General features: G+C 66.4%; 20 protein-coding genes and 1 tRNA gene. 8 read left to right on the top strand and 13 right to left on the bottom strand.

Going from position 1 to position 24870, the window contains the following annotated elements:
* Positions 1–25 precede the first annotated feature (25 nt).
* From BKA23_RS07720 to BKA23_RS07705, 4 genes are read right to left on the bottom strand one after another with little or no spacing between them, the layout of a single operon-like run.
* The gene (locus BKA23_RS07720) at positions 26–832 is read right to left on the bottom strand and encodes an SCO1664 family protein (RefSeq protein WP_211841622.1); all 807 of its coding nucleotides are present in this window, start codon (positions 830–832) and stop codon (positions 26–28) included.
* Positions 810–1349, bottom strand: coding sequence for a DUF3090 domain-containing protein (locus tag BKA23_RS07715; RefSeq protein ID WP_145226979.1), 540 nt, complete (start codon positions 1347–1349; stop codon positions 810–812). Before BKA23_RS07715 ends, BKA23_RS07720 begins: the two co-directional genes overlap by 23 nt.
* Before the next feature lie 9 nt (positions 1350–1358).
* Complete coding sequence (locus BKA23_RS07710; RefSeq protein ID WP_145226977.1) at positions 1359–2066, bottom strand: MSMEG_4193 family putative phosphomutase; 708 nt, start codon at positions 2064–2066, stop codon at positions 1359–1361.
* A gap of 16 nt (positions 2067–2082) precedes the next feature.
* Positions 2083–3171 (bottom strand): LLM class F420-dependent oxidoreductase, encoded by a 1089-nt coding sequence (locus BKA23_RS07705; protein ID WP_145226975.1) that lies wholly within the window; start codon positions 3169–3171, stop codon positions 2083–2085.
* A gap of 56 nt (positions 3172–3227) precedes the next feature.
* On the opposite strand from BKA23_RS07705, the gene BKA23_RS07700 reads away from it, so the two are divergent.
* Positions 3228–4184 (top strand): aldo/keto reductase, encoded by a 957-nt coding sequence (locus BKA23_RS07700; RefSeq protein ID WP_145226973.1) that lies wholly within the window; start codon positions 3228–3230, stop codon positions 4182–4184.
* An 81-nt stretch (positions 4185–4265) separates the two neighbouring features.
* On the opposite strand, the gene BKA23_RS17625 is transcribed toward BKA23_RS07700, so the two are convergent.
* Positions 4266–4607, bottom strand: coding sequence for a hypothetical protein (locus BKA23_RS17625; RefSeq protein ID WP_170226416.1), 342 nt, complete (start codon positions 4605–4607; stop codon positions 4266–4268).
* 111 nt (positions 4608–4718) lie between these two features.
* On the opposite strand from BKA23_RS17625, the gene BKA23_RS07695 reads away from it, so the two are divergent.
* Together BKA23_RS07695 and BKA23_RS07690 are read left to right on the top strand one after the other, a co-directional pair.
* Complete coding sequence (locus BKA23_RS07695) at positions 4719–4904, top strand: DUF5703 family protein (protein ID WP_145226971.1); 186 nt, start codon at positions 4719–4721, stop codon at positions 4902–4904.
* 583 nt (positions 4905–5487) lie between these two features.
* On the top strand, positions 5488–7287 hold the full coding sequence (locus BKA23_RS07690) for an HNH endonuclease signature motif containing protein (RefSeq protein WP_145226969.1): 1800 nt from the start codon (positions 5488–5490) through the stop codon (positions 7285–7287).
* A gap of 138 nt (positions 7288–7425) precedes the next feature.
* Here the strand turns inward: BKA23_RS07690 and BKA23_RS07685 are convergent, their stop codons facing one another.
* Together BKA23_RS07685 and BKA23_RS07680 are read right to left on the bottom strand one after the other, a co-directional pair.
* A complete protein-coding gene (locus BKA23_RS07685) occupies positions 7426–8769 on the bottom strand; it encodes a M20/M25/M40 family metallo-hydrolase (protein WP_145226967.1) in 1344 nt (447 codons plus the stop codon).
* A 27-nt stretch (positions 8770–8796) separates the two neighbouring features.
* On the bottom strand, positions 8797–10539 hold the full coding sequence (locus BKA23_RS07680) for an ATP-dependent DNA ligase (protein ID WP_145228327.1): 1743 nt from the start codon (positions 10537–10539) through the stop codon (positions 8797–8799).
* 46 nt (positions 10540–10585) lie between these two features.
* On the opposite strand from BKA23_RS07680, the gene BKA23_RS07675 reads away from it, so the two are divergent.
* From BKA23_RS07675 to BKA23_RS07665, 3 genes are all read left to right on the top strand, one after another.
* Positions 10586–11593: an NADP-dependent oxidoreductase gene (locus BKA23_RS07675; RefSeq protein ID WP_145226965.1), complete on the top strand. Its 1008-nt coding sequence runs from the start codon at positions 10586–10588 to the stop codon at positions 11591–11593.
* A gap of 93 nt (positions 11594–11686) precedes the next feature.
* Entirely contained in the window at positions 11687–12271 is a 585-nt protein-coding gene (locus BKA23_RS07670) for a TerD family protein (protein ID WP_145226963.1), read from the top strand.
* A gap of 122 nt (positions 12272–12393) precedes the next feature.
* Positions 12394–12476 (top strand) — tRNA-Leu (locus tag BKA23_RS07665).
* Between the two features lie 903 nt (positions 12477–13379).
* Here BKA23_RS07665 and BKA23_RS07660 read toward each other — a convergent pair.
* Together BKA23_RS07660 and BKA23_RS07655 are read right to left on the bottom strand one after the other, a co-directional pair.
* Positions 13380–14207: a uracil-DNA glycosylase gene (locus BKA23_RS07660; RefSeq protein ID WP_145226961.1), complete on the bottom strand. Its 828-nt coding sequence runs from the start codon at positions 14205–14207 to the stop codon at positions 13380–13382.
* A 7-nt stretch (positions 14208–14214) separates the two neighbouring features.
* Entirely contained in the window at positions 14215–14682 is a 468-nt protein-coding gene (locus tag BKA23_RS07655; RefSeq protein ID WP_145226959.1) for a class III extradiol ring-cleavage dioxygenase family protein, read from the bottom strand.
* Positions 14683–15007: 325 nt separating this feature from the next.
* Here BKA23_RS07655 and BKA23_RS07650 point away from each other — a divergent pair, with 325 nt between their 5' ends.
* Complete coding sequence (locus BKA23_RS07650) at positions 15008–15301, top strand: putative quinol monooxygenase (protein ID WP_145226957.1); 294 nt, start codon at positions 15008–15010, stop codon at positions 15299–15301.
* Positions 15302–15429: 128 nt separating this feature from the next.
* Entirely contained in the window at positions 15430–16296 is an 867-nt protein-coding gene (gene folP / locus BKA23_RS07645) for a dihydropteroate synthase (RefSeq protein WP_145226955.1), read from the top strand.
* A gap of 46 nt (positions 16297–16342) precedes the next feature.
* On the opposite strand, the gene BKA23_RS07640 is transcribed toward folP, so the two are convergent.
* The 4 genes from BKA23_RS07640 to BKA23_RS07625 form a co-directional block, all read right to left on the bottom strand.
* On the bottom strand, positions 16343–17305 hold the full coding sequence (locus BKA23_RS07640; RefSeq protein WP_145226953.1) for a transglutaminase family protein: 963 nt from the start codon (positions 17303–17305) through the stop codon (positions 16343–16345).
* The gene (locus BKA23_RS07635) at positions 17298–19928 is read right to left on the bottom strand and encodes a circularly permuted type 2 ATP-grasp protein (protein WP_145226951.1); all 2631 of its coding nucleotides are present in this window, start codon (positions 19926–19928) and stop codon (positions 17298–17300) included. The genes BKA23_RS07640 and BKA23_RS07635 overlap by 8 nt, the downstream gene beginning before the upstream one ends.
* A gap of 13 nt (positions 19929–19941) precedes the next feature.
* Positions 19942–23361: a transglutaminase family protein gene (locus tag BKA23_RS07630; protein ID WP_145226949.1), complete on the bottom strand. Its 3420-nt coding sequence runs from the start codon at positions 23359–23361 to the stop codon at positions 19942–19944.
* A gap of 102 nt (positions 23362–23463) precedes the next feature.
* Positions 23464–24843: a DNA polymerase IV gene (locus BKA23_RS07625; RefSeq protein ID WP_145226946.1), complete on the bottom strand. Its 1380-nt coding sequence runs from the start codon at positions 24841–24843 to the stop codon at positions 23464–23466.
* Positions 24844–24870 lie beyond the last annotated feature (27 nt).

Here is a 24870-nt window from a genome sequence, read left to right as displayed (position 1 = left end):
CGTCACGCGTTGCAGGGTATCTGGGTCACCACAACGGCCACGGCAGCGGATGCCGGTGATCCGGCGGTTCGGGGAATCGAGCCTGACGCAGCAGTATGGCGATTCGCGCCTCCAGCGCTTCGAGCTCTGCGCGGGTGACCAGCTCTCGCAGCTGCTGCCCGAGGGTTCCGGCAACGGCATCCTGCAGCTCCGACAGGCGCTGGATTTCGTCGGTGCGGAGCCGGGATCCGGCGAATCCCCACAGGACGGTGCGGAGTTTGTCCTCCTCGTGCAGGGTGAGGCCGTGGTCGACGGCATACAGCCGGTCGGCCTCGGGGATCAGGGCGCTGCCTTTGCGATCGGCGTTGTTGAGGACGATGTCGAGCAGCGCGATGTCGCGCAGTTGTCTGTCCGAGGCATGCGACACGACCAGTGGCGCGTCATCCTCGTCGCTGAGCCCGACGACCGGCAGATAGCCGCTCGGGACGCCACGAGGCGGGTCGACGCGCAACAGGTCCGGATCCTCGCGCTCGTCCAGAGCGCCGACCCATTGCTGGACCGAGCCTTCGCCGAACGGCCCGTCGCGCAGAACCGTCGGAGGGATGCAGCTCCAGCCGCCAGCCACCGACACCAGGTATGCCGCGCGCTCTCGTGCGGCGAGCGTCCCGTCGGGGAAGTCCCACAGTGGACGCTCTCCGCGAATTGGCTTGTAAACAGCTGGGATTCGTGAACCGGACACCTCCGCCCACACACGGAGCACGGTGTTGGATGCGTCGGTCAGCCGGCCTTCGACCTCGAGTTCGCCATCCTGCAGCAGCTGCAGGATGTGCTCAGCGCTTGTATCCGTTGGCACGCGGGCAGATGTGTCCGGTCGGATCGAGCGGGCCGCCGCAGAACGGGCAGGGTGGGCGCCCATCGGCAACGGATGCCAGGCCGCGCCGGGCGAACTCGCGCGCTTGGGCGGGACCGAGCACGACCCGCACCATGCTGGCGTCAGGGTCGGTCACCTCGAGCATGTCCTCGCCGTCCTCGGTCGGCTCGAGTTCGACCTGCCGGTCGTGACACTCGATGATCAGAACCTCCTGCTCGGGCTCCCAGGCCAAACTGAGGGTGTTGACCCGGAACTCGTCCTCGATGGGGGTCGTCAGCGGGTCGTTGTCCTGCGGAGCTGCCGGGATGTCGTCGGCCACGGAGAGTTCGTCGAGCAGGTCGTTGACGCGTTCGGCGAGGACTGCGACCTGCTCCTTCTCCAGAGACACCGAGATGACGTGGCGGCCCTGCACCGCTTGGAGAAAGAAGGTGCGACCACCAGGGGGCCCCACCGTGCCGGCGATGAACCGGTCCGGCCGGGTGAACTCGAAGATCGGCATGGACCGACCCTAATCCTCCGGCGCCGCGTCGGTCTCGCCGCCAGGGGTGGCGTCACCGTCGTGTGGTTTGGCTGGGATCAGGTCGTCGACGCGCCCGCAGTTGTCGTTGACGCGTATGACGAAGGGCCGTCGCTGGGTGAACCGGATGACGCTGAGGGATGCCGGTCCGACGACGACCCGCTGGAACTCGTCCAGGTGGGCTCCCATCGCGTCGGCGACGAGTGCCTTGATGACGTCTCCGTGCGAGACAGCGATCCAGAGCGCGTGGGGGCCGGAGTCACGCTCGACCTGCGCGTCGACCTCGCGGACGGCCGCGACGGCACGGGCTTGCATGTCACGCAATGACTCGGCTGGGTAGTCGGTCGAGTCGGGGAAGGTCGCAGCGGAAGGGTGGTCCTGGACGGTGCGCCACAGCGGGTCCTTGGCCAGCTCGCTGATCTTCCGACCGGTCCAGGCACCGTAGTGACACTCCCCCAACCGGTCGTCGCGCTCGATTCGCACGTCGTGGCCGTCGACGAGCCGCTGAGCCGTTTCCTGACAGCGCTGCAGCGGGCTGGCGACGAGCCGCACGATCGACAGCTGCGCCAGCCTGGCCCGCAGGCGGTCGACCTGTTCGCGGCCGGTGTCGTCGAGGCTGACGCCGGGTGTCCATCCAGCGAGCACACCGCCGGAATTTGCCGAGGTCCGGCCGTGCCGGACGAGAAGGACTGTGGCCATTGCAGATTCGCGCTGGTCAGCGCAATCCTTCCTGTTGCATGAGTTCGGCCAGTGCGTGCACCGATGCGATCCGGTCGTCGAGGCTGTCGCCATACGGCGTGATGTTGAGAGTCGTCACTCCGGCATCGGCGTAGGCATGTAGTCGTGGTGCGATGCGCTCACGGGGTCCGACCAGGGCAGTCTGCCCGATGAAACCAAGGGGCACGGCTGCCGCGGCATCCCGTGGTCGGCCGTCGAGGTACAACCGCTGGATCGCAGCGGCAGCATCGGCATACCCCATCCGGCCGGCGAGGGCGTTGTAGAAATTGCTGCGCCGCGAGCCCATGCCGCCGACATACAGGGCGGCGTTGTCACGCAGGCGATCGGCGGCGATGTCGAGATCATCGGCGATGCTGAGGTTGGCGGACGCGGCGACGTCGAAGCCGTCGAGATCGCCGGGGCCGTCGGTGTCGTGGCTGTTGACGTCGTGGCTGTTGGCATGGCGACCGGCGCGCAGGTGTTCGAGCTGTTCGTGCAGGTGCTCCGGGCTGACGAAGATGCCGAGCCAACCGTCGGCGATCTCTCCGGTCAGTTCGAGGTTGCGTGGACCGATCGAGGCGAGATAGATCGGCACGGTCTTCTGCTCGGGACGCAGCAGGAGGCGCAGCGCCTTGCCCTGGCCACCGGCCAACGGAAGCTGGAAGTGATCGCCGTCGTAGTCGACGCTTTTGCGAGCGAGTGCACGGCGCACGATGTCGACGTACTCACGGGTGCGGCCGAGCGGGTCGTCGAAGCGGACGCCGTGCCAGCCCTCGCTGACCTGCGGACCCGAGACGCCGAGGCCCACGCAGAACCGTCCGCCGGTGATGCGGTCGAGGGTGGCGGCAGTCATCGCCGTCATCGCCGGGGTGCGCGCGGGGATCTGCATCACGGCGGTCCCCCAGTGGAGGCGACTGGTGTGCGCGCTGAGATGCGCCACCAGAGTTGGGGCGTCCGAGCCGTAGACCTCCGACAGCCACGCGATGTCATAGCCGGCGGTGTCAGCGGCTTGAGCGAGAGCGAGCATCGTCACGAGGTCGTCGGTGCCTCGGGTGCCCCAGTAGCCGAGGTTGATGCCCAGTCTCACGACGGCGACGCTACTCCCACGCTGTCCAGTGGCCGCCCGCCGACTACCGTGGGTGGGTGCGTATTCGGACTCTCGGCAAATCGGGGCTGCGGGTCAGCAGTCTGACTCTCGGCACGATGGGCTGGGCGGACAGCGTCGACCCGGTCGAGGCGGCGGTCTTGCTTCGGGACTTCAGGGATTCCGGCGGCATCTCGATCGATACCGCGTACGGGTATGCCGATGGTGGATCCGAAGAGTTGCTCGGCGAGCTGCTGGCCGACGGCGCGCGATCCGAGATCACTCTCATCAGCAAGGCCGGCATCTCGCGGACGACCGGGCATCGGGTGGTCGACACCTCCCGAGGCACGTTGCTGGACCAGTTGGATGTATCTCTGCGCCGGTTGCGGACCGACCACCTCGACCTCTGGTTGGTGCACACGTGGAGCCCGGACGTGCCGCTCGCCGAGACGATGTCGGCGTGCGAATACGCGGTCACGTCGGGACGCGCTCGGTATGTCGGGGTCAGCAACTACGCGGGATGGCAGCTCGTGGCCGCTGCGGCGTATCTCTCGCAGGCGCGTATCCCGCTGGTGGCCAACGAGATCGAGCACAGTCTCGTTGAACGCACGGCTGAGGCGGAGGCCATTCCTGCCGCGGCGCACGTTGGCGCGGGAGTGCTCGCCTGGGCGCCCATGGCCGGTGGCGTGCTCACCGGAAAATACCGGCGGGGTGTGCCGGCAGACTCACGAGCAGCCGCCGGGCGTCATACCCAATGGGCCAAGAAGCGGCTCGGCGGACACAGTGACGCGATCGTCGACGCGGTCGTCATGGCCGCAGATGGGTTGTCGAGCACTCCGGCCGAGGTGGCACTGGCGTGGGCGCGCGAACGGCGGGGTGTGGACTCGCTGATCGTCGGGGCGCGCAATGCCGCGCAGCTGAGAACGGTGTTGCGCAGCGAGACGCTCGAGCTTCCCCCGCAGATCGGGCAGGCGCTCGACGACGTGTCGGACCCGGCCCGGTGGAGTCAGGGCTGAGCAGGACCGGCTGAGCGCCATCGGCTGACCGGTCTGCCGCGTGCGGTGAGGGGCCGGTTGATCTGCCGGCGGAACGCCGTGTCAGTTGCGGTCTTCGAACTCCACGTCGTCTGCCTCGTCGTCGGGCAAGCCGATGTAGTGGTTGTCTTCGTCCTCGTCGTCGAGGTCGTCGTCATCCTCGTCGTCATCTTCATCGTCATCGTCGAACTCATCGTCGTCATCGCCGCTGTACACCTCGAGCGGGGTGACCTCGCCATAGGTGTCCATCAGGGCGTCGTCGTAGCTCTCAAAAGCGTCCGCAAGGTCGCGGTAGGCGGCAACGACGGTCGGGTCGTTCTCGTCACGCCGGGCGGCTGCAGCCTCAAGGTGACGTTCGAAGGCACTCACAAGCGAGGACAAAGCGGCGCGCGGGTCTGCGGTCATGATCAGACGGTAGCGGTCGGAGCCGCGTGTTGGCAGCGCGACCCTGGATTCCAGCTGTGTCGCTGCGGATTCGATGCGGTTGCGTGAGCGCGATGTGGATAATCGACGGTGATGACCGAATACGAATTTCGGGTGCTGACCTTTCCCCGTGACACCAGCCGCGCAGATGTGCGCCAAGCGCTCACCGACCACGCCGAATACGGCCACTGGGAGCTGGCACGGACGCGGGTCTACATGGGCGGGGCGCGGCGAGTGTGGTTGCGGCGGCGCATCATCCGGGTCGCCCGCACGGCCTGAGCGGACTTTCACCCGGGTATCCCCTGCGCGATGGGTGACCTCGTCGGGTGAACGCGATGTCGACGACAAAGTGTTCGGTAGTTCCCCGGGCGATGGGTGACCTCGTGGATAGACGACGGAAGTCATCTCGGTGGGTTCGCGCAGCATGCCGATCTCACGCGCGTCCGTCCTTCGGAGTTGGCGTGTCTCAGGCCGACATCACGTGGGCCTTCTCCTGCCCCTACGTTCGCCGCGCTCGCCGTTCTTGTCGCCCTCTCGCGGTGGGCCTTCCCCTGCCCCTACGTTCGCCGCCGCGACCCTCCTGGATCCGTCACATTCCTCCTGTCTTCCATTGCGGCGATATTGGCTACGAGATCTGCACCCTCGTCGGCCCGCGGCCCTGGTCCACTCACTGTGGACGGACGGAAATCTGAATTCTGGTGCTCTGTGGATGAAGACCGACAGATGCGGAGCTTGTGGATAACGATCACGAATTGCGTTGTGTTTTAACAGATTTCACGCGGTTAGACACTTGTCACGGGTTCCGACATATGTTCTAATAGTCATAGGTCGAATCAACCAACCACAGCGCGAGGAGGCGGTCATGGAACACGTTCCGACAACACCTGACACTCCGCTGACTGTCGCCTGCGATCAGGTCACACCCGCAGCACCCGGCCACGCCGCCGAACTGCTGAATGCCACGGACGAGTTCGTGCAGGTGCTCCAGGCGTGGCCGGCTGCCACCTATCAACTCGCTGAGCGCGATCTGGCGCATCTGGCATCAGCGGCTTTGACCATCAGCCACCGCGCCGAGGCGATCGCCGCACTCGCCGCAGCAGACGCGGTCGATCGCGGCGTTGTCGCACAGTCCACCGCAGCATCGACCACGCAATGGGTGCGTGATCTGACCCCGGGCACCACTCACCACCAAGCACGCGCGATCGCCGATATCGCCACCGCCGCACGGGATGCGCGCAACCACGCCATCATCGGGGCAGTCCGAGACGGGCAGGTCACAGTAGGCACTGCCGCAGTCGCTCTGCGCGAAGCAGAAAAAGTCGCGCCACTGTTCCCGACCGTTGAACGCAGCGAGATCCACTCATGGTTTCTCGCACTCGAAGACTTCAGTCCTCGCTCTTTACGCACCCTGACCAGGCGCCTGATCGCCGCCTTCGGTGACGATCAACTCGCGGACGACGAGGACCACCACCAGCAGGTGGAATCCCTCACCTGGCGCGAATTACCCACTGGAATGGTGCGTCTGATCGCCGACCTGTCCCCCGCTCACGCCGCGATCGTCAAAGAAGCACTCAACGCCACCAGCGCTCCGCGACCTAAGACGCGTCGTGAAGAAGTGAAAAACGTGCCAGACACGAGCGGCACGTATGACGCCGACGTGACTCGCTACCCCGGTTCAGCAGCAAACGCCCGCGACGGTAAGCCTGCCGAGAACGGGGACGGCGAAGGCACCGACATGACTCGCGACGAGGCTGACACAAAGGACCCCGCAGAAGGCACGACAGAAAGAGACACCGGCGACTGTCGTACGTCGACCGGAGAAGCAGCAACCGAACTAGGCGCTGCAAAGCCCGGCGCTGCAAAGTCCGGTGCTACAAAATCCGGCGCTGCAAAATCGGATGCTGTAACAACGGGTGCTGTACCAACGCAACCAGACAGTGCGAGCTGTGCCAGCCCGCCCACGACCGTCGACGACAGCACCGTTGACGACAGCACCGTTGACGACAGCACCGTTGACGACAGCACCGTTGACGACAGCACCGTCGGTGCCAGCGCTCGGCGAGATACGCGCTCACCCGGAAAGCGTCGACTCGATGCACTGCTCGAGCTGATCACGCATGCCACACGTGATCTGGATACCTCAATGTCGCCGATGTCCGGCACCGCGAAGGTCGCCGTTCTGCTTCCACTGGAAGGCCTCACAGAGGGTCGCGGCCACGCAATCACGAGCAGTGGGGACGTCATCGATCCGGCATCCGCACGCCGACTGGCATGCGACGCAGACCTCATCTCCGTCGTACTCGGTGCAACAAGCGAACCACTCGACGTCGGACGACAAAAACGACTCGTCACCGCAGGTTTACGCACAGCCGTGATCGTCCGAGACCGGCACTGCACCTTCCCCGGATGCGACCGACCACCCGCATGGTGCGAAGTCCACCACATCATCCCCTGGTGGGCCGGCGGCGGCACCAGCCTGACCAACTCAGCCCTCGTCTGCGCCCGACACCACACCATCATTCACCGCGACGGCTACACCGCCACCACAACAGCCGGACACGTGACATGGGACCTCACACCAGGCCGCATGGGCGAACGCCAGCGGCAGACGGATGTCGTGGCAGGGCGTCGCAGCGGCTTCGAGTCCACGAACGTCGCCTGACCGCGCAGGTCGAGCAAGTTGGCTGATCGGGTTGGCTGATCGGCAGACCGCACGGAGGCTCGTCGGTCACGTGCGCGCGGAACGGAAGTTCACTAGGTCGCGAGGAACCTGCCCAGCACGCGTGCTCCGAATCGCAATTCAGCAGGTCGCGAGGAACCTGCCCAGCACGCGTGCTCCGAAGTGCAGTGAGGACAACGGAACTCGCTCATCGATGCCGTGGAACATCGGTGCGAAGTCGAGATCAGCCGGCAACCGCAACGGCGCGAAGCCGTAGCCCACGATGCCCAGCTTCTTCAGCGCCTTGTTGTCCGTCCCACCCGACAGGCAGTACGGCAGCACCGCGGCGCCCGGGTCTTCGGCAAGCAGAGACGACGTCATCGCCTCGACCAGTCGCCCCTCGAACGGTGCATCCAGCGCAATGTCGTGATGCAGCACCTCGACATCGACATACTCGCCGGCAAGCTCCCGGATGACCGACATGAGTTCGTCCTCGTGGCCCGGCAAGAAGCGGCAATCAAGCGACGCCGAAGCGGTCTGCGGTATGACGTTGTGCTTGTAACCGCTGTCCAGCATTGTGAAATTGGCGGTGTCGCGCAGGGTGCCCTCCACAAACCCCCGAGCTCCGCCGAGGCGTTGCATCAGGGCGGACGCGTCGTCGTCGGTGTAGCTGATGCCCACCAGGTCCGACAAACCATCCAGCAGTTGTCGTACCGAAGCGATGTACTCGCGCGGCCAGGTGTGCGCGTTGATCCGGGTGATCGCTTCGGCGAGGCGGACGACAGCGTTCTCATCGTTAGGCACTGAACCGTGCCCGGCCCGGCCGTGGGCGTGCAGCCGCAGCCACGCAATGCCCTTCTCGGCGGTCTGCAGCAGATACGCACGCTGCTGCTGGCCCTGCTTGTCATCGAAGGTCACCGAGTAGCCGCCGACTTCGCTGATGGCCTCACTGACCCCGTCGAACAGGTCAGCGTGCTTGTCGACCAGCCAGTGACTGCCCTTGAGACCACCGGCCTCCTCATCGGCAAGAAACCCGACCACCAGGTCTCGGGGCGGCTTGCGACCGGACCGTGCGAGTTCGCGGACGTTCGCCAGGATCATCGCGTCCATGTCCTTCATGTCGACCGCTCCGCGGCCCCAGACGCAGTCGTCCTTGATTTCCGCTGCGAATGGATCCACCTGCCAGTCATCCGGATTCGCGGGAACAACGTCGAGGTGGCCGTGCACCGCAAGCCCTGGGCGGGTGCTGTCCTCCCCCTCGATCCGCACGATCACGCTGGCTCGTCCGGGCTCACTCTCCAGCAGCACCGGGTCGAGTCCGACCTCGGTCAACTCCGTCATCACATATTCGGCGGCTTTGCGTTCGCCCGGGCCGCGGCCGTCGCCGTAGTTGCTGGTGTCGATGCCGATGAGGTCCTGACAGATGCGGACCACTTCGTCCTCGGCGGTGAGATTGCCTGCGTCACGGGTCTGCTGATCGCTCATGCCACCACCATGCCACGAGCGCGTTCGTCAGAAACCCGCGAGACGGCGCACCACGTCGATCGTGTCGGCCTCGTCAGCGCTCTTGTCATCGCGGTAGCGCAGCACGCGGGCGAAGCGCAGCGCCATACCTGCCGGATATCGCGACGAACGCTGGATGCCGTCGAAGGCGATCTCGACGACCTGTTCGGGGCGCACTCGGACGACCCAGTCCACGAGGGTGTCGTCCTCGGGGTTGCCGTCCGGCGCAATGTGATCGGTCGGGTCGTCGCACGTCGGGTCGTTGCCGGTCGGGTCGTTGCCGGTCGGGTCGTCGCCGGAGTCTTGCGTCGGGGAACGTAGCGCCAGCTCGGTGAACCGCTGTGTCTGCCAGCGCAACATCTCGTCGGTCATCCCCTTGAACGTTTTGCCGAGCATCACCAGATCTCCGGTACGCGGATCTCGGGCGCCCAGATGGATGTTCGACAAGAATCCACTCCTGCGACCGCTCCCCCGCTCGACGGCGAGCACGACGAGGTCCAACGTGTGGCGAGGTTTGACCTTCACCCACCCTGCTCCGCGACGGCCCGCGGCGTATGGCGCAGCCAGCGTCTTGACGACGACTCCCTCATGACCGAAAGCGACCTGATCTTCGAAGAACGACTCAGCCTCGAGCGGATCGGACGTGAAGACCCGTGCAGGTCGCCATCGCTGAGGCACAACGGCATCCAGGTGCGCCAGCCTCTCGTGCAGGGGCTCGTCGATGAGGTCACGACCGTCGATGTGCAGGAGGTCGAAGAACAGGGCGGTGACCGGTGTTTCGACCCGCAATGTCGCAGGATCGACACGACTGGCCGTGCGTGCACCGGTGACCTGGAACGGCTCGGGCGAGCCGTCCGATCGCAGCGCGATGGCCTCGCCGTCGAGCACCATGTCACGCGCGGGCAGACTTGCCACCGCTTCAACGACTTCTGGCAGTCGGTCGGTGATGACCTCGAGCGTGCGCGTGAACACGCTCACGTCGGCCCCACGTTTGTGCACCTGGATTCGGATTCCGTCGAGCTTGGTCTCGATGACGTGCGCAGCTGTTGAGGCAGGCACAGCTGTTGAGGCAGGCACAGCTTCAGGTGACCGAGTCTCGCCCCTCGGCGACCGCTCGACGGGGGTCGACGCGGCAGGCTCATCAGCAGCGCGCGGTCCCCCGAGGGCGTCGGTGACGGTCGGTTCGGACCCGGCGAGCATCGGTCGCAGCGGACGACCGAGTTCGAGCTGCACCGCCTCGACTGCGGGCAGACCGCCTGACATGGCCGCCGCTGCCACCGGGGCGGCGCGGCCGGCCAGCATCACCGCCCGGCGCACTGCCGGTTCTGGCACGTCGGCTGCGTGTGCGATGGCTGCGAGCATGATTCCGTCGCCCGCACCCTGCCGTAGCTCGCCCTGGATCAATCCGCGAAGAAAGGTCTGTTCGGACGCCGTCGCCAGTCCGAAAAGACTCTCCAACAAAGACTTTCGGGTCATTCCGGACCCGGACCCTGCGACTCGGCCGAGTTCGCCGAGCAGACCGTCAACCTGGCTCACCGTCAGTGTCGGCGACGAGGCAGGTTCGGGAAGTGTCTGCAGTGCGCGATAACCGACGCCCACTCGTCGTTGCGGCAGCACCCCGGCGAGATAGTCCGCGACCAGCGGCACCTCGACATCCGACGCAGCCTGCAAGACGCTCGCGACGACGTCCCGTTTGGCGTTTCGTGAACGGGTCGCGGCAAGATCACGGGAGGCGGCGACGACGGCATACATCAGCACTGGCTCAGTCTGACCCTCCGCACTGACATACGTTGGATGGATGCAGACCACACGAATCGTTCTGGCATCCCGACCGGTCGGCGAACCAACCGACGACGACTTCCGCATCGAGACCGTGGACCTCCCTCAACCGGGCGACGGCCAAGCGCTGCTGCAGACGCTGTTCCTGTCGCTGGATCCCTACATGCGCGGCCGGATGAGCGACGCTCCGTCATACGCGGCCCCGGTCGAGATCGGCCAGACGATGGTCGGTGCGACCGTCTCGCGAGTGGTCGAGGCGAGCGACCGGTTCCAACCGGGGGACGTGGTGCTCGGGTATGGCGGTTGGCAATCCGCCTCGGTGGAGTCGACCAAGCATTTGGTGAAGCTCGATCCCGATGCAGCGCCGCTGTCGACTGCGCTGGGAGTACTGGGCATGCCTGGTTTCACTGCATATTCGGGTCTGCTGACCATCGGTCAGCCCAAGGAGGGTGAGACCGTCGTGGTGGCGGCCGCGACCGGTCCGGTGGGTTCAGCCGTCGGTCAGATCGCGCGCGTCAAGGGCGCCCGGGCGGTCGGTATCGCCGGCGGTCCGAAGAAGGTCGCCTATCTGAACGAACTCGGCTTCGATGCGGCCATCGATCACCGCGCTCCGGACTTCCGCGACCAGCTCAAGGCCGCCACTCCCGACGGGGTCGACGTCTACTTCGAGAACGTCGGTGGCGCCGTTTGGGATGCCGTGGCTCCCCGGCTGAACCTGTATGCGCGGGTGCCCGTCTGCGGGCTGGTGTCGTCCTACAACGCGACATCGTTGCCGGAGGGTCCCGATCGGTCCGGGCAGCTCATGGGCCGGATTCTCACCAAGAGCCTCACGATTCGTGGCTTCATCCAGAGCGAATTCTGGCCGAGCCAGCACGAGCAGTTCCAGCGCGACATGAGCTCGTGGATCGCCGACGGTCAGGTTGCCTACCGCGAGGACATCGTCGAGGGTTTGGAGAACACCGTGGACGCATTCCGCGGGCTGTTGCGCGGTGCGAACTTCGGGAAACTTATCGTCAAAGTCTCCTGACGCGAGGTTTTCAGTGGACGGTCGGGAACCTGCGGGCGGCTTCTTGCGCTGAGACTGGCAGAACTCATCGACTCTCGAACAAGGGGATCACACATGGCCATCAACCTGAGCAAGGGCGCGAACATCTCGCTGGAGAAAGCAGCGCCCGGTATGTCGACCGCGCTGGTCGGTCTCGGCTGGAACCCGCGCACCACCGACGGAGCGCAGTTCGATCTGGATGCCTCGGTCATCATCTGCGGTGCGGACGGCAAGGTGCGCGGCGAGAGCGACTTCGTGTTCTACAACAACATGAGCGGTGACGGCGGTGCCGTGCAGCATCAGGGCGACAACCGCACCGGTGAGGGCGACGGTGACGACGAGCAGATCAAGATCGCGCTCTCGTCAGTCTCCCCGGACGTCGCCAAGCTCGTCTTCGTCGCCTCGATCGATCAGGCGGAAGCCCGTGGTCAGAACTTCGGACAGGTCTCCGACGCCTACATCCGTGTGTTCGATGCCGACGACCCGACGAACTCCGAGAAGGGTGCGCGCTTCGACCTCGGCGAGGATGCCGCAACCGAATCGGCGCTCGTGTTCGGAGAGTTGTACCGCAACAACGGCGAGTGGAAGTTCCGCGCGGTCGGGCAGGGGTACTCCTCCGGACTCGCTGGTGTGATCAGGGATTTCGGCCTGTCGGTCTGACCGGCGTGGGGGCCGGCGGAGCTCGTTGACGGCCAATCGGTCGATTCCGGAATCCGGCTGCCCCCGTGCTAGTGTTTCCGGTCGTTGGCCACCCGGGAAACCGGTGGTTTCAACGTCCACTTGTCCGGGTGGCGGAATGGCAGACGCGCTAGCTTGAGGTGCTAGTCCCCTAACGGGGGTGGGGGTTCAAGTCCCCCTCCGGACACAGCGAAAAGGGCTTCGGTGCACAGCGCCGGAGCCCTTTCTTGTACCTGGAGCCCGCTTTCATATCCCGAAGCCAGCCCGGTGTGTGACGCCAGCGGATCCGATCCTCAAAGCGGATTCGAATCACATGCGACGTTGTGTCCGAGGTGATCCACCGACGTTGATCCATCGACGTTGTCGCCTCTGGACGTTACTGTCCGGCGCATGAACAAATCAGGGGTACTCATCACCGTCCTACCGCTCGCCTTGCTCACCGGGTGCAGCGCCTCATCGGCGCCGTCCGTATCTGCGCCGTCTACCGCTTCAAGCGCTGCCGCGAGCGCATCAGTCCCATCAGGGCCAACTACATCGGCACCCAGCCGCTCGATACCAGCCGCCACGAGCAGTCAGGAGTCCGGCACGATCCCGTTCGGAGCTACCTACAAGGACTCCGCTGACAACCTCGACATCACTCTTTCGCCACTTGAGGCGTACACACCGAGCGAGTACGCGGCGGCGACCCCTATTGCTGGTGGCAAGTTTCGAAAGTTCACGGTCACAGTGGTGAATACCGGCGACACTTCATTCGACTCCTCCGGTTTGTACTTCCAAGCGACCGCCGGGACACAAGAGGTTCAACCAGTAATCGATGTCGAGTCGAATGTCGGTGTCTCGGACGCCAGCATCCTGCCAGGACGGACACTCAAGTGGGTCGAGGCGTTTCCGGTGCTGATCGGCCAACCTCTCACAGTCGAACTCCAATCCCTATCGAACTTCGACGCGCCCACGCCAACGTGGGATGGGACGGTCCAATGACATTACTTTGAGCCTGCCCACCGCACATGAGGTTTCATCGCTGGCTGCGTTCACCGTAGTCGAACTTCGCTTGCCATCGGGCGCGTGAGATCAATGATCCTGTGTCTACTCATGCCCATTGGAGAAGCGCGATTGCCGCGTCGAGCATGGGCTCGGTGAGCTTGCCCGTGAAGGTGTTCTGCTGGCTGACGTGGTAGCTGCCCACGACACGGATCACCCGTCCCGCCGCCCTGAACTCGGTGACCGCGCCGTGACCGAATCGAGGTTTGGGACGCGGCACCTCCCACCTGAGCCGGCGTGCCGCGCCGATCGTCGCGTCCCAGGCGAACGAACCGAGCGCCAGGATCGACGTCAGATCCGGCAGGGACAGTTCGAGTTCTCTGTCGAGCCAGTGGCCACACATGGCTCGCTCGTCGACGGTCGGCTTGTTGTCCGGCGGAGCACAGTGGACGGCAGCCGCGATACGTATGCCGGTCAGCGCCATTCCGTCGCCGGCATGTTCCGAGACCGACTGCGATGCGTAGCCCGCGCGATGGAGTGCAGCGTAGATCCAGTCACCGGATCGATCCCCGGTGAACATCCGCCCGGTGCGATTGGCGCCGTTCGCCGCAGGGGCGAGCCCGACGATGAGGTGCTTCGCGTTCGGATCACCGAAGCTGGGCACCGGCCGACCCCAATACGGTTGATTCGCAAAGGATCTGCGTCGTCCGCTCGTCGCCACCTCCTCGCGCCAGGCGACCAGACGAGGGCACGCACGACATACCGATACCAGGGCATTGAGCTGTGTCAGATCAGCCGCACCTGCCGCCAACCGTTCGACCTGTTCCTCCGAGCTGGCCACTGGAGTGGCCGGCTCAGCCGGATCACCAGGCCAGCCGGAGCATGGTGGCACCGGTGATTCGAAGGACTGACCGGTGATCGGGTGCTGATCCAACATCCCGAGATCAGCCGATTCGCCAGCTGGCCAAGTGATACGTCACGCCGTATGGCGCCTCCATCACCGCCGAATCCACTGCGATGGCAGCAGTTTCAGTCGCACCGGCGAGGACCTGCCACGGGGCGCGACCGGTCACCCGGAGGTTGCGACATACGTCGGCGTCGAGTGCTGCCACCGGGCTCAGGTCGCCCGCGGACAGCGCCTTCGCCACGATGTCATCGATCGGGTGAACGTCGGCGACCGGCGCCGTGTCGGTCGGTTCCCAGGTGAAGGTGCCGCTGCCGAGCACCAGCAGGTGCGTCGCGGCGGCGCGCAGCTTCGCACCGAGAGCACGGCACTCGACAGCCGTCGCGTCCTCTCGGACGACTTCTGCTGTCAGGCGGGCCACACCAGCTTGTTCGCGCAGCCATCCGGCGACCGCCATCGCCGGCGGCGGACGCCGGATGCCCTGAACAGCGTTGTCACTGAACGACACTGATCCAGCCCCGCCGAAAGACGAAAGACGCGCCACCATGTCGGACGAAATCGACTCGGACCGCCCGCCGACACCGATGGCGAGCCAAACGGCATCCTCGCAGTCGACCACCCGAACTGCAGATACGCAGTCAGAGCGCCACCGGTCGAGGGAATCCGAGGACCCACCCAACGACGGAATGAGGACCGGTGCGTCAGGTACGACCACACAATGAGTGAGCACGTCGGCAGCCTAACCATCGCCACTGAGGTCGACGGGCGTATACATGAAGAGCACCCGAAACATCCCGAACCGGTTCACACCGGATGACAGAGCGGATCCGTCAATGCCCGATGTGCAGGTCGTCGCCATCATCACCGCCAAGGCCGGATCGGAGGACATCGTGCGCAACGCCCTCACCGATCTCGTCGAACCGACACGGGGTGAGGAGGGCTGCGTCAGCTATGAGTTGAGCCAATCGACAGTGGATCCAACGGTTTTCGTCACCGTCGAGACCTGGTCGTCCAAAGCTGATCTCGATGCGCACATGCAGACGCCACACATCCAGGCAGCCTTTGCGGCAGCCGGCGATCACATGGCCGGTGCACCGGCGATCCACCCACTGAACCTGATCCGCTGAGTTTGATCGGTTACCTCTGATCTGCGCGCCCGATCCGCGGAGGTAGCTCCGCAGACTCACCGATCGGGCTGTATGCCGGGACGCGCCCGCGACCATCCAGCTCGCTCCGGCTGGTTAGGCTCTGACTCATGCCGATGATGTTCCGTGGCCGCACGGTGCGCAGTGACCGCGCTCTGGTCATGGCGATCATCAATCGCACACCGGACTCGTTCTACGACAACGGTGCGACATTTTTCGATGCGCCGGCCATGGCCGCGGCGCGCCGCGCTGTCGAGGCGGGCGCCGACATACTCGACGTCGGTGGGGTGAAGGCCGGGGTCGGGGACGATGTCGATGTTGCCGAGGAATGTCGCCGGGTGGTGCCGTTCGTCGCTGCGCTGCGCGAGATGTTTCCCGATGTGATCATCAGCGTCGACACCTGGCGCCACGAGGTCGGGGCCGCCACCTGTGCGGAGGGCGCCGACCTGCTCAACGACACCTGGGCCGGCCATGATCCCGAACTCGCCGACGTGGCAATCGAATTCGGCACCGGCTACGTGTGTTCGCATACCGGCGGGGCCACGCCGCGCAGCAGGCCGTTCCGTGTGCAGTATGACGATGTCGTCGGCGAGGTCCTCGACACGGTGACTGCCGCCGCACACGACCTGGTCGATCGCGGCGTCCCGGCGGAGGGGATCCTGATCGACCCCACCCACGACTTCGGCAAGAACACCTGGCACTCGTTGGCGCTCACCCGTCGGCTGAATGAACTGGTCGCGACCGGCTGGCCGGTGCTGGTTGCTGTGTCCAACAAGGACTTCGTCGGCGAGACCCTCGGCGGGCTTCCTCCAGCGGAGCGTCTGTCCGGAACCCTGGCCGCCACAGCTATTTCGGCGTGGCACGGTGCGTCGGTCTTCCGCGCGCACAACGTTGTCGAGACCCGGCAGGTGCTGGAGATGGTGGCCAGTGTCAAAGGTCACCGGCCTCCCCCGCTGGTGACTCGCGGGCTGGTCTGAGGCATCAGCCGGCACCTCTCACGAGATCTCTGCCCGGTCACCGGCGTCAGCCCGGGACTACCTCGCGGGAACTCGGGCCCGGCAGCGGCGTCGGCACCGCGGACGCCTCGAGCGGGGTCACGTCGACCGCCACCCGCAACCGGCTGGACTTGCTCTCGGTGAAGATCACACCCTTCAACGGCGAGACGTCGCGGAAGTCGCGTCCCCACGCCGTCACGACATACCGCGAATCCGCGAAGTGGTCGTTCGTCGGGTCCAGGTCGACCCATCCACCACCGGGCACCATCGCCGCGCACCACGCGTGCGTTGCATCGGAACCGGCCAGCTTCGGTTTGCCGGGCGGCGGTGCCGTCTCGATGTACCCGCTGACATAGCGGCCGGGCAGCCCCACCGCCCGCAGGCATCCGGCACCCAGATGGGCGAAGTCCTGGCAGACGCCGGCGCGGCTCTCCAGCAGCTCACTCAGCGTGGTCGTGGTCGATGTCGCGCCCTTGGTGTAGGCGAAGTCGGTGAAGATGCGGTGGTGGAGATCGACAAGAGCCTCGCCATACGGCCGGTTGGCGGGCAGGATCTCGCTCGCGTACCGCCGCACCGCGGGCGTGATCTCGACGAGCGCCGACGGCAGCGAGTACATCGCATGATCGACCGGATCGACGCCGCCGGCACGTCGCAACTGCTTCACGGCCTCGGCGACCGTCCAGCGGTTGAGCCGATCGAGGTCCACCTCCGGCCAAGTGATCGTCACCACGCTGGTCTTATTGACCTTGAGTTCGGTATGCCGCGTGCGCACCTCGATGTAGTGGCTCCAGTTGCCGAAGACGTCGCGGTGCTCGGTCAGGACGTCCGCAGCAGGCAGCACCTCGATCAGATTTGACACCACCGTCTGCTGGGGAGTCTCGCGGGGCCGCAGACAGGCGCGGGCGTATGACGTCGTGACGTAGTCGTCGTACGTGTACTCCGTCGCGTGACGCACCTCGTAGTGGCGCGGTGCGTGCAGATCTTCAGTCATACGACCGTCCTCCCACAGTGGACAGGTCACCACCGGAAAGAGCCTGCTGTGTCGCCGGCCGCACGAAGTGAGTTGTTTCGATCTGCGACGCAAGTGCGCGCAGATCGCCGTTGAGGCTGGCCAACACATCCCCCAGGCCCTGCCGTTGCAGATCTACGCCTGCGTCGATGTCGAAGTCGGCAATCGACTGCCGCATCTGCGAAATTGCTTGCGAGATGGTCGAATCCGGCACTGCGTCCAGCGCGAGAGCCAACCGGTCGAGCTGGAAGGCCACAGATCTCGGGTTGGTGCGGTCACGCAGCAGCAGGTCGATTGCGACGTGCAGCGGAGAGGCCGGACCTTGCCCTCCCGCGATGCGTCGGCGGTGCGTGATCAGACTGTCGGTCGCGCGCAGCACCGCTTCGACGACCTGTCCGTCGGTGATAGGGGCACGATCGGTGGCGACCGTATGCCGCAACAGCGCCACGGTCTGCTGGGCACGCTCCACCCGGCGGCCGGCGTCGAGGAAGGACCAGATCAGGTCGCGCACCAGGCTTTCCGCGCTGAGGCCGGAAAGCGCGATGAGCGACTCGAGCACCTGCGACACGACCGGCTGCAGATGCCCGTCGGCGGGTAGTTCATCCTGCAACGCCCGGTCGAGCCGGCCGAGGATCAGCCAGGTGTCGATGGACAACAACTCGCGGGCGGCGCGAGCCGCGTCGATGAGCCGGCCGACTGCGAAGGCGATGGTGCCCGCCGTGTGCCCCTCCGACAGCAGTCGCTGCAGGAACGCCAACTCGTCGCTGCCGCCCGGCCGGCTCGCCTCGTCGGACGCGCCCGAAGTGCCCGCTTCGGCCGGAGTGCCGTGGGACGTACCCGTCACCGAAGAACTGGACGGGCTCGGCGCGGTGAAGGGAACCGTTGTCAGCGCACTGATCGCCTTCAACAACACCTCGGTCGCTGCGGCCGCCGTCGTTCCTGCCCGACCCATCGTGTCGGCCACCAGATCGTCGGCCACCAGCAACAGCCGGGAGCCTGTCTCGGCGCGCTCGGCATACCGCCCGAGCCAGAACAGATCTTCGGCGGCTCGCGGCGCCAGGCCGACGTTGCCGGTCGCGAACCCGGGCAGCAGCTCACGGGACCAGCCGGACGGCTCGTGGTGGTCGACGGCGGTTTCGCCTGCTGACAGCACCCAGACATCCTTGGCCTGGCTGCCGATGACGTTGGAGACCATGCGACTGGACTCGGTGACGGCGACACGGCCCAATCCACCTGGCATGAAACGGTATTCGCTTTCGGTGCCGACGCCGAAGGTGCGCAGGACGAAGTGCCGGGGCCACAGCCCGTCGCCGCTGATGACCGGCACGGTCGACATCGGTGCCTGCTCCTGCAGTGACCACGCCCAGGGTTCGTCCGCGATCTGTGCGCGGGTGGCGTCAACCTCGTCCTGGGTCAGCTCCCATCCGAATCGGGTGTGCGAACCGGCGCGCTTGATCACCAGTTCGGGCAGCCGGTCCAGCGCCTCGCGAGACCGCTCCTTGTCGCCGCACCACCAGGTGCGCACGCTGGTCAGGCGCAGTGGCTCACCGAGCAGCAGACGCGCCGCGTCATCGAGGTAGGGCAGCAACGCGGGATTCTCCAGGACACCCGAGCCGATCGGGTTCACGATCCGCACGGCTTTGGTCCTGGCCGCTTCGAGCAGCCCAGGGACGCCGAGCCGTGACGCCGACAGCAGATCGAGTGGGTCGGTCCATTCGGAGTCGACCCGTCGCAGGATCACGTCGACCGGTTCCAGCCGGCCGGTCGTGCGCAACCAGACCCGCCCGTCGCGCATGGTCAGATCCTGCGACTGCACCAGCGGCAGCCCCAGCAGGCTCGCGACGAAGGCCTGGTCGAATGCGGTCTCGCTCAACGGCCCGGGCGACAGCAGCACGACACGTGGCTGCGCCACAGACTCCGCCGCGGCGTCCGTCAACGCCAGGCGCATGTCGTCGAAGAAGCCGCGCAACCGGGAGAGTTCGGTATGGCGATAGAGCCCCGGCATCGTCCGTCCGACGATGCGGCGGTCGGCCATCGCGTATCCCGCACCCGACGGAGCCTGGGCGCGGTCGCCGATGACAACCCAGTCACCGCCGGAGGACCGGACCAGGTCGGCACACGGCAGGATCAATTGCCTCTTGGCAGGATCGACCGACGCTACAGCTTGCGGGAGGTAGCCGGGGTGTCCCAGGACCGCTCGCGCTGGAATCACCCGTTCGCGCAACAACCGGCGATCGGCATACAGGTCACGCAGGACGAGATCGAGCAGCTCGGCACGTTGCTGCAATCCCGCGCGAAGAGAACGCCATTCGTCCTCCGGGATCACCACTGGCAGCGGATCCAGGCGCCACTGGCCGCTGCGGTTACCGTCGGCGCTCACGCCGTAGGTGACGCCGTCGTCCTGCAGGTAGCGACGGGCGGCGGCCTTGCGGGCGCGGAGCACATCGACGCCGAGTGCGTTCACGCGGTCCACCAGATCGACGCTCGCGGGCCGTACGGCATCGGCAGTCAGGACCTCGTCGAGCAGCGGTGCGCCCAGATCCGCCAGCCGCTGCCGGTAGGTGCCGACGACCTCGGAGGTGTCGTCGCGGGTGAGCGCTGTCATGGTGGCAGCCACCCTACGAGGTGACGCGGTGGCCGGCGGAGAAGCGCCGCAGATCCAGCGTCGAGGGGTACTCCCCGCCGCCGTGCCGCACCAGTCGCTCGTACTCCGGCCACCTGCTCGTGTCGACGCGCCCGGAGGTGTGTCCGATGGCCTCGAAGCGCGCATTGCGACGCGACTCGGCTGCCTCGGCGTTGACCGGATAGTCGTCGTAGGAACGGCCCCCCGGGTGCACCACGTGGTAGGTGAAGCCACCCAGCGATCGCTCGTTCCAGCGGTCGACCAGATCGAAGACCAGCGGCGAGTGCACACCGATCGTGGGGTGCAGCGCCGACGGTGGTGCCCACGCCCGGAAGCGCACGCCTCCGGCCCAGGTGTCGGGCGCCGATCCCGTGCCAGGAGAACCGAATCCCCAACCACTGCCGGGGACCGGCACCAGTGGCACGGGCACCCCGTTGCACGTGACGACATGGCGCCCCGGCACAAGACCGGTCGCAGCGACCTGGACCTTCTCCACGGAGGAATCGACATACCGGGCGGTGCCCGACTGGCTCACTTCCTCGCCCAGCACATGCCATGGCTCGACGGACTGACGGAGTTCGAGGTGCACGCCCTCGACGTCGACCTCACCCAGGCGCGGGAAACGGAACTCCAGGAAGGGATCCAGCCACGCCAGGTCGAACGGCGGCGCATTGTGCAGCCCGTCGTTGAGATAGCCGACGACGTCGCGCAGATCGGCCGCCGCGAAGGCCGGCAGGAGGAACCGGTCGTGCAGACGGGTGCCCCAGCGCACGAGAGACCCGGCATACGGCTCGTCCCAGAATCTGGCGACCAGCGCGCGCACCAGCAGCGCCTGCACGAGCGACATCTGCGGGTGCGGCGGCATCTCGAAACCACGTAATTCCAGCAACCCCAGTCGTCCTCGGTCTGAGTCGGGGCTGTAGAGCTTGTCGACGCAGAACTCGGAGCGGTGGGTGTTGCCGGTGATGTCGGTGAGCAGATGGCGCAGCAGGCGGTCGGTGAGCCACGGCAGCGACTCCTCCGGCGGCTCGGCCGCGACGCGCTCCAACTCGGCGAAGGCGATCTCAAGTTCGTAGAGTGTCTCGTGCCGGCCCTCGTCGACGCGCGGTGACTGGCTGGTCGGACCGATGAACCTGCCGGAGAAGACATAGGACATCGCCGGGTGGTGCTGCCAGAAGGTCAGCATCGACCGCAGCAGATCGGGCCTGCGCAGCATCGGCGACTCCGCGGCGCTTCGCCCGCCGAGCGTGATGTGGTTGCCACCACCGGTGCCGGTGTGGGTGCCATCGAGGTCGAACTTTTCCGTCGCGAGGCCGCACTGGCGGGCATCTTCGAACAAGGTCGTGGTCAACGTCTCGAGTTCCTGCCAGGATGCCGTCGGCTGGACGTTGACCTCGATGACACCCGGGTCCGGAGTGACCGTCAGCGACCGGGTGCGCGGATCGCCAGGAGGCGCGTAGCCCTCGAGCACGACCGGCGAGCCGACGGCGCGAGCAGCACCCTCCACCGCGCGCAGCAGTGACAGCGCATCGTCGAGCTCGCTCAGCGGCGGCAGGAAGACCATCAGGTGGCCATCGCGCTCTTCGACGGCCAGGGCGGTGCGCGGTGCCTCCTCGATGTCGAGTACGACCGCGGGAGCGACGTCGGGGTTGTCGTCAACGGGCTCGTATGACGGCAGGGCACCGCGCGCGGCGAAGGGCGAGGCGTCCGGCACGTATGGCGCGTCGGTCCACGCGATCGAGCCCAGCGGCAGCCTCAACCCGAGCGGCGAGGTGCCTGACATCAGGAACAGGCGCGACCGGCGGGTGCGCCAGTGCGTGGTCCCCCAACCGTCACCGTCCGGCAACGGGAACACCGGCACGACCCAGCCGGCCGGCACTCCGGCGTTGGCATCGACACTCTCGACGATTTCCTGGCGATCGGATTCCGTTGTGTTCGAGAGTGATTCGGGATCGATGTCGTCGTCCGGCCGTGCGCCCGCCGGCACCCGCACCTCGGTGAGGAGCCGGTCGACCGGATCCTCGTACGCAGCCCTGGTGCACTCGGCCGGCACACCAAGACGTGCGGCAATGCCGTGGGCCAGGGCGCGCACGCGCTCGGCGGCGGCGACACTGGCCGGCTCGACGACAGGTTCGCCCCACGGGTCGTCCAGCAGGGACTGGTCACCCCAGACCGGATCACCGTCGGCGCGCCAGATCAGACCGATCTGCCACCGCGGCAGAGGTTCGCCGGGGTACCACTTGCCCTGACCGTGGTGGCTGAGGCCACCGGGCGCCCAGCGCTGCTTGAGCGTGTGTGCCAATCGGGTTGCCAGTTCACGCTTTTCGGGACCATCGGCAGCGGTCTCCCACTGCGGCGTGGAGGTGTCGGCTGCGGACACGAAGGTAGGTTCACCGCCCATCGTGAGGCGCACGTCCCCCGCCTCGAGCAAGCTGTCGACATGCGCCCCCAATGCCTGGACCCGCGACCACTGGTCCGGTGAGTAGGGCCGAGTGACGCGCGGGTCCTCGAAGACCCGGCTGACGGTGTTGGAGAACTCGAAGTCGACACCGACAAAATCCGTGGCACCCGAGATGGGTGCGGCACTGGAGGGATGCGGCGTGGCGCACAGCGGAATATGCCCCTCGCCCGCGAAGAGCCCTGAGGTTGCGTCGAGTCCGATCCAACCGGCACCGGGGACGTAGACCTCGGCCCACGCGTGCAGGTCGGTGAAATCCTCCGCCGGGCCGCTCGGCCCGTCCACCGGTGCGACGTCCGAGGTCAACTGGATCAGGTACCCGGAGACGAAACGGGCGGCCAGACCCAGCTGCCGCAGCACCGACACAAGCAGCCAGGCGCTGTCACGACACGAGCCGAGCGCCGCAGTCAGCGTCTGGTCGGGCGTCTGCACGCCAGGTTCCATGCGCAGCGTGTAGCCGACGGCCTCGTGCACCTGCTGGTTGATCGTGACGAGGAAGTCCACGATGCGGCTGCCGTCGTCGGGCCAGCTGATGGTGTCGCGCACCCAGGACGACACGACCGCGCCCGGGCCGGTGCCGGTGCCGGACTCATCGACCGGCCGCAGGTAGGGCTCGAGGTCGGCGCGCAGTTCACGGGGGTAGTCGAAGGGATACCGCTCGGCATACTCCTCGACGAAGAAATCGAAGGGGTTGATCACGGTCATGTCGGCGACCAGGTCGACGCAGATGTCGAGTTCGCTGACCTTCTCGGGAAACACCAGCCGCGCCAGGTAGTTGCCGAAGGCGTCCTGCTGCCAGTTGATGAAGTGCCCACGCGGCACGATCGACAGTGAGTACGCGCTGATCGGAGTCCGGCTGTGCGGCGCCGGCCGTAGCCGGACGGTGTGCGGGTGCACCGTGACCGGCTGATCGAATCGGTAGGTCGTGCGGTGCTGGAGGGCAACCCGGATCGTCACCCCGTCACCTTAGTGTGACGACCGCTTCGCGACGGCGTCGTGCGAGCGATGTCCCCGTGCGAGGAAGATCACCTCACGCGCGCCGTCACCTTCTGAGCACGATCACCATGCCGGCGGTGGTGCCGCGCTGAGGTCGGGGTCGTCGGTGGCGAAGGTGCGGACCGGACCGGAACTTCTCGCCGGGCCTTCAAAACGGACTGTCACCCGCCCGCGACCGCTGCCCCAGACCCAGCCGGCGCCATACTCGGCGTGCTCCACGTCCTGCCCCGGTGCCCAGGTCAGCGGGCCTGTCCTCGTGTATGCCGCGGGGCCCGGCGTCCGACGGCCCGGGCGGATGGCAGCTTCGTCGGTGGGTGCTCCGTCGGACTTGTCGTGTCGGTCAGGCTCTGTGGTGGGAGGAATGTCGTCGCCGAAGCGCAGTTGCTCCTGCGCATGGTCGCTGAACCCGGACACTCCCACGCCGAGCAGCCGCAGTCCTCCCGACACGTCGACTGCGTCGAGCAGCCGGCGGGCGACGTCGGCGATCGTCCCCGCGTCGCCGGTGGCGTGCATGAGGGTCGCCGAACGGGTGAAGGTGGTGAAGTCGTGCTGGCGGACCTTGATCGTGACGGTTCTGGCGAACAATGCCCCCTTGGCGAGCCGAGCCGACGTGCGTCGGGACAGCGAGTCGAGCTCGGCATCCAGCACTGTGCGGTCGACGATGTCGGTCTCGAATGTCTCCTCCGCGGACACGCTCTTGGCCTCGTGCTCGACGACGACGGACCGGTCGTCGCGCGCGCGAGCCAACTCGTAAAGGCTGCCGCCGTGGGCTTCGCCGAAGATGCTGACCAGGTCGGCGCGTTCCAGCCGCTGCAGGTCGGCAACGCTCTCAATGCCGAAGGTGCGCAGCCGAGACCCGGTCGCCGGACCGATGCCGCTCACCACCCGCACCGACAACGGTGACAGCACTTCCAGCTCCTGCCCGGCCGGAACGATCACGAGCCCGCGCGGCTTGTCGAGCTCCGAACCGATCTTGGCCAGCATCTTCGACGATGCCAGGCCGACCGACGCGGTGAGGCCGCCGGTGGTTTCGGTGATCCGGTCGAGTAGTTCACCGATCTCGGTGCGCAACGCATCCGGTGACAGGTCACGGGCGGGGTCGGCCGCGAGATCGACATACGCCTCGTCGACGCTCACCTGCTCGACGACCGGCGAGAGCTGCCGTAGCAGATCCATGACGATTCGGCTCGATGTCCGGTAGGCCTCGACGCGTGGATACAGAAAGGCCGTGCCAGGCGGGCAACGCCGTCGTGCCTCCGCTGTCGGCATGGCAGAACGTGCGCCGAAGGCCCGTGCTTCGTATGACGCGGTCGACACCACTCCTCGAGAGCCGACGCCACCGACGCACACCGGTCGGCCCCGCAGCGACGGTTTGTCACGCTGCTCGACCGCGGCGAAGAAGGCGTCGAGGTCGAGGTGCATGACACTGGCCTCGGAACGCACCCGCACATTCTGCCTGCGAGCGGTGAC

Source organism: Rudaeicoccus suwonensis (assembly GCF_007829035.1).
Classification (GTDB): domain Bacteria; phylum Actinomycetota; class Actinomycetes; order Actinomycetales; family Dermatophilaceae; genus Rudaeicoccus; species Rudaeicoccus suwonensis.
This window is presented reverse-complemented; position numbering and strand designations above follow the sequence as displayed.